The organism is Corynebacterium sp. KPL2838, assembly GCF_040225455.1.
GTDB lineage: Bacteria > Actinomycetota > Actinomycetes > Mycobacteriales > Mycobacteriaceae > Corynebacterium > Corynebacterium rhinophilum.
In genome coordinates this window covers 1-14,163 of sequence record NZ_JBEHFT010000012.1, presented here as the reverse complement: position 1 = coordinate 14,163, position 14,163 = coordinate 1, and the positions used below count along the sequence as shown (strand labels likewise).

The window sequence follows — 14,163 nt, the reverse complement described above, 5'->3', positions numbered from 1 at the left end:
GCTCTAAAGAGGAGGGCACTAACTTTGCGAATGTGGCAGGCACCTGGGGAACCTGCCACAAGAGCAGGTTATTTATCCCGCTCCATCAGCGCCATGATGCGCTCGAAATCTTCCTGGTCGCCGAATTCTACGACCATTTTGCCCTTGCGCTTGCCCATGGTCACGGTGACCTTAGTATCGAAGCGATCCGAAAGGCGCTCAGCCGAGTCGGTGAAAAATTGCGGCTGTGGTACTTGGGACTTCTTCTTATTCTCTGCGGGTTTCCCGTCGCGCTTATATAGCGTCACGGCTTCCTCGGTGGCACGCACGGACAGGCCCTCCGAAATTACCCGGTCCGCGATGTAGTCCATCGCTTCCTTATCGTCGAGGCCCAAGATAGCGCGGGCGTGACCGGCCGAGAGGGTGCCTGCGGCAACTCGCTTCTGCACGTCTACCGGCAACCGCAGCAGGCGGAGCATATTGGTCACCTGTGGGCGCGAGCGGCCAATGCGATCCGCTAATTCGTTCTGGGTTACTCCGAACTCTTCCAAGAGCTGCTGATAAGCGTGTGCCTCTTCCAAAGGGTTGAGTTGGACGCGGTGGATGTTTTCCAGCAGGGCATCGCGCAGCAGGTTGTCATCTTTGGTGTCGCGGACGATGGCCGGGATGTTGGCCAAGCCAGCCTTGGAGGAAGCTCGCCAACGACGCTCACCCATGATGAGCTCGAATCCGCCCTCCTCGGAGGGGCGGACGACGACCGGCTGCAGGAGGCCGAACTCGCGGATGGAGTGAACCAGCTCGCTGAGCTCATCCTCATCAAAAACGGTGCGCGGCTGCTTGGGGTTGGGGACGATTTCCCCCACGGAAATCTCGCGGTAAGTCGCACCGATTGCCGCCGGCGTAGCTTGCCGTTTCTTGGAGGACTTGGACCCAGAGCCCTGTTGGATGGTGGGAGCACCCTTTACGCGCTTCTCGCCGCGTGCCTTGCGCTCACTACTTCCCGTGGAATTTCCCAAGATAATATCTGCGGCGGAATCACCCAGCCGTGGTTTGCGGGTGGGTGCGTCGGGGCCGGACGGGATGAGAGCGGCTAGGCCTTTGCCTAGGCCACCTTGCTTTTGTTCTGCCATGAAATCCTATCCTTCCAATTCCGCATAAATTTCGGGGCTCACGCCAATCGCTCCCGTGGTGGGATGCGGGCGATAATCACCACGCCTGTTGAGCTCGCGAGCCGCGGCGAGGTACGCCCGTGCACCGGTGGACGAAGGGGCATAATCAATCACCGTGGTCCCGTAACCAGGCGCCTCTGAGACGCGCACTGAACGCGGGATGACATTGCCCATGACAACGGCGCCAAATTGCTCGCGGACGTTTTCGGCCACATCCTCGGCCAAACGTGTACGTGCATCATACATGGTAAGGAGCACCGCAGAGATATGCAGATCTTCATTGAGGTGCTCGCGAATCATGGTGATATTGCCCAGTAACTGGCCCACGCCCTCCAGTGCGTAGTACTCACACTGGATAGGGATAATGACTTCTTCCGCACACGTCATGGCATTGATCGTCAGCAAACCCAAAGATGGCGGGCAATCAATAAAGACGTATTCAAAGCCGTGTTCTTCTAGGAACCCGTTATGGAGGGCATCGTAAAGCCGAAACTCGCGGCGCACGAGAGACACCATCTCAATTTCCGCACCGGCAAGATCGATGGTCGCGGGGATGCAATAAAGGTTGGAGTTATGCGGGGAAGCCTGCATGGCCTTTTCCGCAGTGCAATCACCCAAGAGCAATTCATAGCTGGAATCGGTTCCTGAGCTATGTTCCGCGCCCATGGCGGTCGATGCGTTTCCCTGGGGGTCAAGGTCAATGACCAATACCTTCTTGCCTTCAGTAGCAAGGGCTGCGGCCAAGTTGGCGGCGGAGGTGGTTTTACCTACGCCGCCCTTCTGGTTAGCAATAGTGATAAGGCGCGGATTAGTCATGCCGTCTACTTTAGTTCACGCGCGGGACACGGATAATCGTGGTTCCATGAACGGTCGTGACCTCGGCTTTTCCGCCGCCGGCCTTCTTAATATCCGCGGCATCGCGCTCCAGCTCTTCGTGTACAGAAGAGCCCTTCAGCGCGATCATTTCCCCGCCTTTGCGTACTAGGGGAAGAGACCACTTTGCCAGCTTTCCCAGGGGAGCAACTGCACGGGAGGTCACCACGTCCGCGCCGGCCACTGCCTTTTTAATGGGTCCTTCTTCGGCGCGCCCGCGCAGCACGGTGACGTTATCTAAGCCCAGCTTTTCGGTGATCTCATTGAGGTAGTTATAGCGCTTCAAAAGCGGCTCAATGAGCGTGATGTGCAGATCGGGACGAGCGATGGCCAGCGGGATGCCGGGCAATCCGGCACCAGAGCCGACATCGATAACCGTGGCGCCTTCCGGAATGACTTGTTCAATAACGGCGCAGTTTAAAATGTGGCGCTCCCACAGCCGCGGTACCTCGCGCGGGCCGATAAAACCACGAGTGGACCCGTCTGTAGCGAGCGAATCGTGGTATTCCTGCGCGAGCGGCAGGCGGGAGCCAAATACTGCAGACGGGTCCATCTCGGACACTATGAGAATCTCCTCAGTAGCTGTTTAGTTGTCGTTCTTCCGCTGTTTCTTGGTGCGGTTGTCTTTCTTACGAGCGCCAGGCTTTGGAGCGGTAGTGCGCTTAGCTTCAATCTTAGCGGCCTCTTCCTCTTCTTCTTCGCGGTCCATCTTGCCGTAGATGATGCGGGTCTGGAAGAAGGTCCACACGGTGTTGGACAGCATGTAGAACAACAAACCGATGGGCCAGATGAAGCCGGAGAAGATCAGCATTGCGGGCATGACCCACAGCATCATCTTGGACATCATGGCCATCTGCTGCTGCATCATTTCCGCATTCTGGCCCTGCGGGGCGGAAGTTTTGCCCTGGGCGCGGCGCTTTTCTTGGCGGTTCAGGCTCATGCGCGCGTTGAAGTGCATCAGCACCACAATGACGGCAATCATCGGCACAATGATGAACGCCGCCTGGGTGGTGGTGGTAACGCCTTCCACCAAGGGCGAGTTCAGGCGGAGGTTCGTAACCAGCGGAACGCCAAAGATCTTGGCGTCCAAGAACTGCTGAACGAGCTCCGGCTTGAAGATGTAGTTCGCGGTATTGGCGTTGGCCTCAATGGACATCGGCTCGCCGCTGGGGTGTCCAATGCCGCCGGCTACAGAAACCGTGCGGTCGAACGAGCGCAGCACGTGGAAAAGACCAATGAACATTGGAATCTGTACCAAGACCGGAAGGCAGCCGGCCATCGGGCGAACGCCAGATTCCTTATAGACCTTTTGCATTTCCTGCGCAGCCCGAGCCTGATCCTTGCCGTACTTCGCGCGGATTTCCTGCACCTTAGGCTGGATTTCCTGCATCTTGCGCGAAGAGCGAATCTGGCTCACGGTGGGCTTGACCATGAGCGTCTTCAGCGTCCAGGTCAGCAGCACGATGGCCAAAATCCACGTAATGCCCCACGCGGGATCCATTACGAGGGATAGCAGCCAGTGCCAGAACCATAAAACGGCCGAAATTGGCCAGTAAATGAAATTAAGCACGAGTGTTTAATCCTCAGTTGTTGTTGGTGACCGGTCCCGGGACTGGATCGAATCCGCCCGGATGCCAGGGCCCACATTTGCACACCCTAGCCATTGCCATCGCCGTACCTTTAAGCGCGCCGTGTCTGGACAACGCCTCTAAGGCATAAGCACTGCATGTCGGTTCGAACCGACAGGTTGATACCATCTTAAGGCCCGAGACATGCTTTTGGTAGAAACGAACCGCTTTAACCAGCGGTGCAGCCAGTCCGGAGGCTGCGGGAATTTCTTCCCCACGGGTATTTAAATATCCCATTGTTTGCGCAGCGCCTTAGTAATATCTTTTTCTAATTGCTCACTGGTAGCGGTCGCACTTGCAGGTAGCGCACGAATCACTACATCCACGCCCGCTGGGAGCTTGGGGATGAGCGTCATGCACACATGGCGAAGCCGCCGGGAGGTGCGGTGGCGTACCACTGCATTCCCGACGGCTTTAGAAACAATGAGGCCGAATCGCGGCCCGGTGGCCGCGATCTCGGCCGGATTGCCCATGGTGCCATTGGAATTCGCACTCATGGTGTCGCGCGCATGCACGACGACGGTGCGAGTGCCCTGCCGGCGACTGCCCTTCATCGTCCGCCGAAATTGCGGCGGCGATGTGAGCTTGTGGTGGGCTGGCAGCATGACTTATGCGGACAGCTTTGCGCGGCCCTTCTTGCGGCGAGCGGCCACAATTGCACGACCGGAGCGGGTGCTCATGCGAGTACGGAAACCGTGCTTACGTGCACGGCGACGGTTGTTCGGCTGGAACGTGCGCTTACCCTTTGCCACGTCAATTCTCCTTGAAGTTGTACGTGGACATACTGCCGCCACAAAACGGCAGCACATCCACTGATGAATGGATTCCATGAACCTGACGCGTCACTGTTATCTAAACGCTCGGCGAGCTCTGGTAGCCCAGCCAATGCGAAGTGACGCTGTCCTGTTCACGCGCAACTCTCTGTTGCAATAGACCATGCCAGATTACGTGATTTAAACCGCTGGAAACAAATCGACACTCGGGTACACCCGAAATTACATAAGTGTTTTTTCCTGCAGCTAGAAGGCCAGTTTTGGCGCTCATCCTGCGGCTAATCCAGCGCGCCGCGATGGTCCATAGCCGCTTGCATTTTAAGTATAAATCTTCCGTTAGACACACCCGCCTTCGCGGCGGTAGAACTAAGTAATCGAATTTCACAGCTAGCAAACCGTTGTGGATAACTCTAAATAACCACTTGAGAGTTTTAGTGTTTACGCAGTACAACGCTATAAAGTGGTCTATCACAAGTTATCCACAGCCATGCACTAAGCTGTGAATAACTATTTCTTCCACACCTGTGGATAACTTTGTGGAGATCGAGGTGACTCGATAAAAACCACTGTGAAAACCGCGGTGGAATCCACCGTGGAATTTGTTATTTACTGTCCACCCGTCCCCGAGAGAATTATTGAAGGTAGCCCGTTGTGACTGAACCACAAGCGAACCTAGAAGCTGTCTGGCGCGCGATCGTCGATGATCTGCTCGCGCAATCCGAGCAACCCAACTCTGAGGTCCCGAGCTTTTCGCATACACAACGCCTTTACCTGCAGTTGGTTCGCCCGATCATGATGGTGGAAGGCTACACGCTTGTCGCAGCGGAAAATGTCAACGCCAAAGAAGTTGTAGAAAATGAGCTCGGCGGATACATCTCCAAGGCCCTTACCCGCCACCTTGGTCGCCCGTGTTCTTTCGCCGTCACCTTGGCTACCCCACAGGAGCCACAACCGCCGGCTAACCCGTCGAATTCGGGGCCGGCACCGGGAGGGGCATCGGCAAGTACGCAGACCCCTTCCTCCCAGCCCAACCCGCAGGCACAATACATGCCGCCGGCACAGAATGATTCTTCTTCCGCGCAAAATTACGTCTCTCGCCCCCAGCAAACGGATGCGTCGGCAGCCCGCGGAAACCACAACCCCACCGCAGGTCAGACCCCGCCTAATTGGCGGTCCAGCCATGCCCCGGCAAGCCTGGATGAATTGGCGGAGCACTACACCAGCCAGCAGGACTATAACCGCCAGCAACCAGAGTTCGGCGGATCTGCGAATGCCGCGCGCATTCCGCGGGAGGCCCCGGCGCACGATCCCAATCGGGAGACCTCGCTGAACCCGAAGCACACTTTTGAAAGCTTCGTCATCGGTTCATCGAATCGTTTTGCCAATGGCGCGGCGGTGGCGGTGGCGGAAAATCCCGCCCGCGCCTATAACCCATTGTTTATTTGGGGTGGTTCTGGTCTGGGTAAAACGCACCTTTTGCATGCCGCCGGCAACTACGCACAGGTGCTGCACCCAGGGCTGCGTGTGAAATACGTGTCCTCGGAAGAATTTACGAATGATTATATTAATTCCTTGCGCGATGACCGCCAGGAATCCTTCAAGCGGCGCTACCGCAACCTCGATATTTTGATGGTGGATGATATCCAGTTCTTAGAGGGCAAGGAATCCACGCAGGAGGAGTTCTTCCACACCTTCAATGCGCTGCACCAGGCCAATAAACAGATCATTTTGTCCTCGGACCGCCCACCAAAACAGCTCACCACGCTGGAGGATCGCCTGCGCACCCGCTTTGAGGGTGGGTTGATTACGGATATTCAACCGCCCGATCTGGAAACCCGCATTGCCATTTTGATGAAGAAGGCCGCCGCCGATGGCACTGAAGTGGATCGTTCCGTCCTGGAACTCATTGCCTCGCGCTTCGAATCCTCCATCCGCGAGCTTGAGGGCGCGCTCATTCGCGTATCCGCCTACTCGTCCTTAGTCAATGAGCCGATCAACGTGGAAATGGCAGAAATTGCGTTGCGCGATCTTGCGCCGGATTCTGCTGATCGGCAAATTACCGCAGCCTCCATCATGGAAGTCACCGCGGAATACTTCGATATTGATGTTGAAACCCTGCGCGGTGCCGGCAAGAAGCGCGCGGTGGCCCACGCCCGCCAGCTGGCCATGTACCTCTGCCGCGAATTGACCGAGCTTTCGCTGCCCAAGATTGGCGAGCAATTCGGCGGCAAGGACCACACCACGGTGATCTATGCCGATCGCAAGATCCGCAAAGAGATGACGGAAAAGCGCAATACCTACGACGAGATTCAGTCCCTGACCCAGCGCATCAAGAATCGCGGTCGCGGCTAGAGAAAAACACAACCACCCGGTGGCGTCTTCCTTGAATAACAGGAAGGCGCCATTTTTGTAAGCAGGCGGTGCGCTTGCCGATGCCCCCACCTGCCACATCCATCTACCAGCGCTTTTGTCCCAGTAAGGGTCATATAAACAGCTATCCACAGAGTTATCCACACCTGTGTAATTTCACGGATGTAATTTGTAGATTTTGCTCACAGTTTTAAATTCCACAGGCCCTATCCAGCACAGACGCCCCTGTGATCAGCACTGTGTGCAGATCCGTGGATAACTACTAAAGACTGTGGATAAAACGATGACCCGCATATTTATCCACACTCCGGGCCAGTTGATCACAGCAAGATCACAAGAATTGGCACACCCCGGATCGCCGCGCTGAACTTGTCATTTACCCCGTTGATCACAGATCCCACAGCGCTTATTACTACTACTAAATTATTTCTCTGATCTTGTAAGTAGAAAGGGGATGTGTGAAATTGTGCCCGGTCCCGAGCGCGCGGCGTTGGCTCGGACGGGCGGAGGGAAAATTACAAGGTTCACCGGATGCGGTAAGTTGGAAGCCAGCTTTTGAAAGTTACACATTCCTACCCCGCCAAAGAGGAGCTCTTCGCACCATGGATGAAGCCGTGTCATTTCGCGTTGCCAAAGATGACCTTGCCAACGCCGTAGCGTGGGTTGCCCGCAGCCTGCCTTCCAAGGTCACCCAGCCAGTGCTGCGCGCGATGCTCATCACCGCTGATGACAACGGCTTAGAGTTCACCGGCTTTGATTACGAGGTTTCTACCCGGGTGCGCATCGCGGGCATGGTGGACGAGCCCGGCCAGATTGCCGTTGCCGGTAAATTGCTCTCCGATATCGTGGCTACCTTGCCCAATAAGGAAGTGGAGATCTCCCAGGTAGATTCCAAGGCTTTGGTTGCTTGTGGTTCCTCCCGCTTTGAGCTACCTCTCATCCCGCTCGATGATTACCCGCAATTGCCGGTCCTGCCTGAGGTCACCGGAACGATCCAACCGCAGCTATTCGCAGAGGCGATCCAGCAGGTTGCGGCCGCGGCCGGCAAGGATGACACCCTGCCCATGCTCACTGGCGTGCACATGGATATCCACGGCAAGGATATTGAGATGACGGCTACGGACCGTTTCCGTTTGGCCATGCGCACCCTGGAGTGGGAGCCGGCGGCTGAGGACGTTGAGGCTAAGCTCCTGGTTCCGGCAAAGACCCTGCAAGATACCGGGCGCAGCCTGGATCCACATTTGAATATTCCCATTGAGATCGCGGTGGGCTCCGGCGATAATATCGGCGCCGATGGCCTATTTGGCCTGCATGCGGATAACCGCGAAACCACCACGCGCATGCTGGATGCGGATTTCCCAAACGTCCAGCCCTTGCTTCCCAAGTCCCACACGAATATTGCCTCGGTTGAGGTGGCGCCGCTGCAAGAAGCCATTCGCCGCGTTTCCTTGTTGACGGACCGCAATGCGCAGATCCGCATGGAATTTGCCGATGGCCAGGTCACCCTGTCCGCCGGCGCCGATGCCGGTAATGCCACCGAGACGCTGCCGTGTGCATTCCACGGCCGCGATGAATTCTTGATCGCCTTCAACCCGGGCTATTTGAAGGATGGCCTTGCTGTCATCAACACCGATCGCGTGGTCTTCGGGTTCACGGAGCCTTCCCGCCCCGCCATCATGATCCCGGAGCCAGAAGAGCTGCCGGAAGCAGATGAGGATGGCAATTTCCCCACGCCGCAGACCAACTTCACTTACCTCTTAATGCCGGTGCGCCTGCCAGGTTAATGTTTATAAGGGATCTCGATGTTCGGGATTTTCGCTCATGGCCCGAACTAAAACTTGAGCTGGGCCCGGGGATCACTCTGTTCGTGGGCCGCAATGGCTTTGGCAAGACCAATATCGTGGAAGCCGTGGGCTATACCGCTCACCTGTCTTCCCACCGCGTCTCCCATGATTCGCCGCTGGTGCGCCAGGGTGCGCAGAGCGCGCGGGTGTCCCTTACTGCCGTCAACCAGGGGCGTGAATTAACCACCCACTTGCTGGTCAAACCACATGCCGCCAATCAGGCGCAGATTAACCGCACTAGGCTGCGCAGCCCGCGCGAGTTACTCGGCGTGGTGAAAACGGTGCTGTTTTCCCCTGAGGATTTGGCCTTGGTGCGCGGTGAGCCCGCGGGGCGCCGCGCGTATCTCGATAGCATCATCGCCTCGCGGACCCCGCGCCTAGCTGGGGTTAAGGCGGATTATGACAAGGTATTAAAGCAGCGCAATGCGTTGTTGAAGTCGGCATCAGCAAGCTTGCGGCGCGGCTACGGCGATAGCGACGGCGCATCGGCGCTATCGACGCTGGATACGTGGGATGCCCAGCTCGCGCGCTTAGGCGCACAGGTCATTGCGGCGCGCCTTGCGCTTGTCGATGCCCTCTTGGACCACATTCCCGCCGCCTATGCCGGCCTCGCACCGGAGTCGCGGCCTGCGCACGTGGAGTATAAATCCACCATCGATACCTCTGACCGCGAGGTGCTGGAGGCGGTCATGCTGACCGAGTTGGCTAATGCCCGGCAGCGCGAGATCGAGCGCGGGATCTCTTTGGTGGGCCCGCACCGCGATGATCTCGTGCTCCACCTGGGGGATCAGCCGGCCAAGGGTTTTGCCAGCCACGGCGAAACCTGGTCTTATGCCATCGCCCTGCGCCTAGCGGAGTTTGAGCTACTGCGCGAGGATGGGGGATCCGATCCGGTCCTCATCTTGGATGATGTCTTTGCCGAGCTCGATGCCAAGCGCCGCACCCAGCTGGTTCACCTGGCCGCCACGGCAGAGCAGGTGCTAATTACCGCCGCGGTGGATGAGGACTTACCGGATAACCTGGAGCCCATTGTGCGTTACCGGGTAGGAGTGGAAGATACGGACAAGGGGCGCATTTCCACCCTGCACACGGAAGAAACCGCGGGAGAGGATAGCGAGGAAGAGGCATGAGTGAGGAAGAAGGGGAAACCGGCACGCAGCGCACGGATCCCGTCACCCAATACTTCCGGTTGGTGCGCTCTACCTCGAAGAATCCGCCAAAGCTTACGCGCCCGGTGCCGAAGATGCCGGTGCCCTCCTTGGAGGATGCCCAACAGCAGAACTATCGCGGCTACCAGGTAGGCAGGCCTACCGGTGCCGATGGCAGGAGGCCGCGGCGAAAGATCGACGTGCCGAGCCTGGGCGCACAGATTAAAAAGGAGATTTCCCACCGCGGCTGGGAGCATGAATTAGCGCACGGCTGGGTGATGGGAAATTGGGAAAACCTGGTGGGCGAGCGCATCGCTGCCCATACGCAGCCGCAAAAAATCAAGGACAAGATCGTCTATATTTCCTGCGATAACTCCACTTGGGCCACGGAACTGCGCTACCTGCAGCGGGAAATCCTGCGCAAAATTGCGGACCGGCTCGGCCCCGATGTCATCGCTGAACTGCGGATCCATGGCCCGCGGCAGCAGCGCAATTACGAGGGTCGGCAGTGGGTGAAACCGCAGGGATCGCAAGATACCTACGGCTGATAAGTGGCTGATAGGCGCAGGTTAGCTCTGCCGTTTAAAAGATAAATAACCACAGAGCGCGCCACATAGCTACCTCTGGCCGGTGTGGGGTGTCATTCAGTAGGGGGTATGCGTGTAGAATAGTGAAAGTCTTAGAATTAGCTATAGCCAAAAGGAGAGCACGAATCCGTGGCTGAAGAACACGCATATGATGCTGGATCAATTACGATCCTGGAAGGTCTAGAGGCCGTCCGCAAGCGCCCCGGTATGTACATCGGTTCTACCGGATCGCGCGGTTTGCACCACCTTATCTGGGAGATCGTCGATAACTCCGTCGATGAGGCCATGGCAGGCTTCGCGGACAAAGTTACCGTCAAGCTTTTGGAAGACGGCGGCGTCGAGGTCATCGATAATGGCCGCGGTATCCCGGTGGAGATGCACGCCTCCGGTGCGCCGACCGTCCAGGTGGTCATGACGCAGCTACACGCCGGCGGTAAATTCGACTCCGATTCCTATGCCGTTTCCGGCGGCTTGCACGGCGTCGGCATTTCCGTGGTCAACGCCCTATCCACCCGCGTGGAGGCGGAGATCAAGCGTGAGGGCAAGCACTGGTACCAAAACTTCCAGAACGCCATTCCGGATGACCTTGTAGAAGGCGGTAACGCCCGCGGCACCGGTACCAAGATTCGCTTCTGGGCGGACCCGGAGATCTTTGAAACCACCGAGTTCGATTACGACACCATTGCGCGCCGCCTGCAGGAGATGGCCTTCCTGAACAAGGGCTTGACCATCGAGCTTATCGATGAACGCGTGACCGAAGAGCAGATCGAGCTCGAGGAAATCGCCGATGCGGAATCCGGTGAGGCGAGCGCGGACGAGACATCCTTTGATGATGTGCCCGATGCCGGCGATACCTTTAACGAGGAAGCCGACTCCAAGAACGTCACCAAGGCCGATAAGAAGCGCCGCAAGAAGATCACCTTCCACTACCCGGAGGGCCTGACGGACTACGTAAAATTCCTCAATAAGTCCAAGAGCGCCATTCACCCCACCATCGTGTCCTTCGAGGCTAAAGGCGAGGACCACGAGGTCGAGGTGGCCTTGCAGTGGAACCAGGGCTACAAGCAGTCCGTGCACACCTTTGCCAATACCATCAATACCCACGAGGGCGGCACGCACGAAGAGGGCTTCCGCGCAGCTTTGACCTCCTTGATGAACCGCTATGCCAAGGAGCACAAGCTCATCAAGGACAAGGACGGCAACCTTTCTGGCGATGACTGCCGCGAAGGCTTGGCCGCCGTCATTTCGGTCAAGGTGGGCGACCCGCAGTTCGAGGGCCAGACCAAGACCAAGCTGGGCAACTCCGAGATCAAGGGCTTTGTGCAGCGCTCGGTTAACGAGTACGTCAATGACTGGTTTGATGCCAACCCGGCAGAGGCAAAGGCCATTATCAATAAGGCCGTCTCCTCGGCGCATGCCCGCATGGCAGCGCGCAAGGCGCGCGAGATGGTGCGCCGCAAGTCCGCCACCGACTTGGGCGGACTGCCCGGCAAGCTTGCGGATTGCCGCTCTAAGGATCCGCGGAGTTCGGAGCTTTATATCGTGGAGGGTGACTCTGCGGGCGGTTCCGCGAAGGCCGGCCGTGACTCCATGTTCCAGGCCATCTTGCCCCTGCGCGGCAAGATCCTGAACGTGGAAAAGGCCCGCATGGATAAGGTCCTAAAGAACGCCGAGGTCCAGGCCATCATCACCGCGCTGGGCACAGGCATCCACGAGGAATTCGATATCAAGAAGCTGCGGTACGACAAGATCGTGCTGATGGCCGATGCCGACGTGGACGGCCAGCACATCGCCACGCTGCTGTTGACCCTGCTCTTCCGCTTTATGCCGCAGTTGGTTGAGGATGGCCACGTGTACTTGGCTAACCCGCCGCTCTACAAGCTGAAGTGGTCCAAGGGCACGCCTGGCTACGCCTTCTCTGATGACGAGCGCGATAAGCTGCTGGCGGAAGGCCTGGAGCAAAACCGCAAGATCAACAAGGATGACGGCATCCAGCGCTACAAGGGCTTGGGCGAGATGAACGCCTCCGAGCTCTGGGAGACCACCCTGGATCCCTCCACGCGCCTGTTGCGCCGCGTGGACCTGGAAGACGCACAGCGCGCTGATGAGTTGTTCTCCATCCTCATGGGTGATGACGTGGCCGCCCGCCGCTCCTTCATTACCCGCCGCGCGAAGGATGTCCGCTTCCTGGATATCTAAATCGCTGGCCTAGCCCTGTGCGTGCAGTGCCTAGAGCAATAGAGCCCACCGTGAATAATTCCACGGTGGGCTCTAACAATGAGGTGAGGAGCTTTAGCTGCTGGAAGAGCGCTGATCAGCAAACCCAAAGCTCAAGGACACTAGGCAGACGGCGATGATGACGCCAAAGCCGGTCATGATGGATACGGGCCAATCTCCGGAGGTGCTTTGGAGCATGGCAAAGACGATGGCGGTAATGATGGCCAAGCCAATGGCGGTGCCGATGCGCTGGCCGGTTTGCAGGACCGCGCCGGAGGAACCGGCGTAGTTATCTGGGACCTGCGCCAAGGTCAGGGTTTGGTTAGGTGATACCACGGCACCCTGGCCAAGCCCGATAAATGCCAAGGAGAGGATGAGCCACCATTCGTTCATTCCCCAATGCGTGGTGCCCCAAATAAAGACGACGGTTGTGAAGAGGCCGAAGATAGTGGTCAGCATGCCGATGATGACCACTATGCGCCCGTACCGCGAGATCTTGCGGCCCGCGATGGTAGCGGTAATGGAGTTGAGGAGCGCGGACGGAATACCCACCGAGCCGGCTGCCAGGGCGGAGTAGCCCAGTCCATTTTGGAAGTACAACGCAACGAGCACCCAGATGCTGGTAATGCCCATAAACCACAACGTGGCGATGATGGTGCCATTGCGGAAGCTCGAGGTGGCAAAGATATTGAGATCCACCATCGGCGGGTGGCCAGTGGCCTTGTGGTGGCGCTCCCACAGCACCCACACGCCAATGAGCACGGCACCTGCAAGGAGCAGCCACCACACGGCCAGGGAACCGGTGGAGTCCATGAAAGGAAAGAGGATGCACCATACCGCGGCACCGAGAATGAGCGCGCCGATGGGATCCAGGGTGGCCAGCGCCTTAAAGATGCCCAGCTTATTGCCCGCGGCATCGCAGACGCGGGAAAACAGCGGGCGTGGGAACCACATGAGGCCTAAGATGATGGCCAGCAGGCCGATAGGCGCATTGACCAGCATGGTCAGCCGCCACCCGTGGTCAGGGCCGCCGATCTTGATGAGGAAGCCACCCAGTACCGGGCCGATAGCCACCGCGATTCCCACGGTGGCGCCAAAGTATCCAAAGGCGCGGCCGCGCTCTTCCCCGCGGAAGTATTGCTGAATCATTCCCACTCCCTGAGGGTTCAGCAATCCGGCGCCAACACCCTGCACAAAACGCGCGATATTCAGAGAATGCGCATTCGGCGCGAAACCCGCGACGGCGGCGCTGATGGTGTAGACGGCGATGCCGAGGAGGAAGATGCCCCCGCGTCCCACGAGATCGCCGGCGCGCCCGGCGGCGACGAGGACCACGCCGAAGGTAAGCGCATAACCAGATAGGACCCATTGCACATCTGAATCCGTGGCACCAAGCCCAGACTGAATCGACGGCAGCGCCACGTTCACGATGGACACGCTAATTAGTGACATGAACACCGTGACCAGCACAATAATAAGAACCCGCCAGCGGGCGGGGTCTGAACTGGCCCCCGAAAGTTGGACTGGTTTAATTCTAGGCGATGAGGGGTTCAAGGGTCTGATTCCGATATTGCA

General features: G+C 57.9%; 13 protein-coding genes. 5 read left to right on the top strand and 8 right to left on the bottom strand.

Annotated features, from left to right (window positions below):
* Positions 1-68: 68 nt before the first annotated feature.
* Genes ABRP98_RS05725 through rpmH form a run of 7 tightly spaced genes read right to left on the bottom strand, consistent with a single transcriptional unit; the run spans position 69 to position 4,401 of the window.
* Positions 69-1,109: a ParB/RepB/Spo0J family partition protein gene (locus tag ABRP98_RS05725; protein ID WP_349857984.1), complete on the bottom strand. Its 1,041-nt coding sequence runs from the start codon at positions 1,107-1,109 to the stop codon at positions 69-71.
* 6 nt (positions 1,110-1,115) lie between these two features.
* Positions 1,116-1,964, bottom strand: a complete 849-nt coding sequence (locus ABRP98_RS05720; RefSeq protein ID WP_284783121.1) for a ParA family protein — start codon at positions 1,962-1,964, stop codon at positions 1,116-1,118.
* Positions 1,965-1,974: 10 nt separating this feature from the next.
* On the bottom strand, positions 1,975-2,574 hold the full coding sequence (gene rsmG / locus ABRP98_RS05715; RefSeq protein ID WP_349858037.1) for a 16S rRNA (guanine(527)-N(7))-methyltransferase RsmG: 600 nt from the start codon (positions 2,572-2,574) through the stop codon (positions 1,975-1,977).
* 33 nt (positions 2,575-2,607) lie between these two features.
* Positions 2,608-3,591, bottom strand: a complete 984-nt coding sequence (gene yidC / locus ABRP98_RS05710; protein WP_349857982.1) for a membrane protein insertase YidC — start codon at positions 3,589-3,591, stop codon at positions 2,608-2,610.
* Positions 3,592-3,604: 13 nt separating this feature from the next.
* The gene (yidD, locus tag ABRP98_RS05705; protein ID WP_284785356.1) at positions 3,605-3,886 is read right to left on the bottom strand and encodes a membrane protein insertion efficiency factor YidD; all 282 of its coding nucleotides are present in this window, start codon (positions 3,884-3,886) and stop codon (positions 3,605-3,607) included.
* Entirely contained in the window at positions 3,874-4,254 is a 381-nt protein-coding gene (gene rnpA, locus ABRP98_RS05700; protein ID WP_034653281.1) for a ribonuclease P protein component, read from the bottom strand. Before rnpA ends, yidD begins: the two co-directional genes overlap by 13 nt.
* Positions 4,255-4,257: 3 nt before the next feature.
* Entirely contained in the window at positions 4,258-4,401 is a 144-nt protein-coding gene (gene rpmH / locus ABRP98_RS05695) for a 50S ribosomal protein L34 (RefSeq protein WP_005275994.1), read from the bottom strand.
* Between the two features lie 672 nt (positions 4,402-5,073).
* Here rpmH and dnaA point away from each other — a divergent pair.
* The 5 genes from dnaA (at position 5,074) to gyrB (ending at position 12,570) form a co-directional block, all read left to right on the top strand.
* Positions 5,074-6,774, top strand: a complete 1,701-nt coding sequence (dnaA, locus tag ABRP98_RS05690) for a chromosomal replication initiator protein DnaA (protein WP_349857979.1) — start codon at positions 5,074-5,076, stop codon at positions 6,772-6,774.
* Positions 6,775-7,394: 620 nt separating this feature from the next.
* Positions 7,395-8,576, top strand: coding sequence for a DNA polymerase III subunit beta (gene dnaN, locus ABRP98_RS05685; RefSeq protein WP_284770783.1), 1,182 nt, complete (start codon positions 7,395-7,397; stop codon positions 8,574-8,576).
* Complete coding sequence (recF, locus tag ABRP98_RS05680) at positions 8,576-9,766, top strand: DNA replication/repair protein RecF (RefSeq protein WP_349857978.1); 1,191 nt, start codon at positions 8,576-8,578, stop codon at positions 9,764-9,766. Before dnaN ends, recF begins: the two co-directional genes overlap by 1 nt.
* Complete coding sequence (locus ABRP98_RS05675) at positions 9,763-10,332, top strand: DciA family protein (protein ID WP_023024611.1); 570 nt, start codon at positions 9,763-9,765, stop codon at positions 10,330-10,332. Before recF ends, ABRP98_RS05675 begins: the two co-directional genes overlap by 4 nt.
* A 168-nt stretch (positions 10,333-10,500) precedes the next feature.
* Positions 10,501-12,570 (top strand): DNA topoisomerase (ATP-hydrolyzing) subunit B, encoded by a 2,070-nt coding sequence (gene gyrB, locus ABRP98_RS05670; RefSeq protein ID WP_005280472.1) that lies wholly within the window; start codon positions 10,501-10,503, stop codon positions 12,568-12,570.
* A gap of 93 nt (positions 12,571-12,663) precedes the next feature.
* Here gyrB and ABRP98_RS05665 read toward each other — a convergent pair whose 3' ends face one another.
* Entirely contained in the window at positions 12,664-14,142 is a 1,479-nt protein-coding gene (locus ABRP98_RS05665; protein ID WP_349858035.1) for an MFS transporter, read from the bottom strand.
* Between the last annotated feature and the right edge of the window lie 21 nt (positions 14,143-14,163).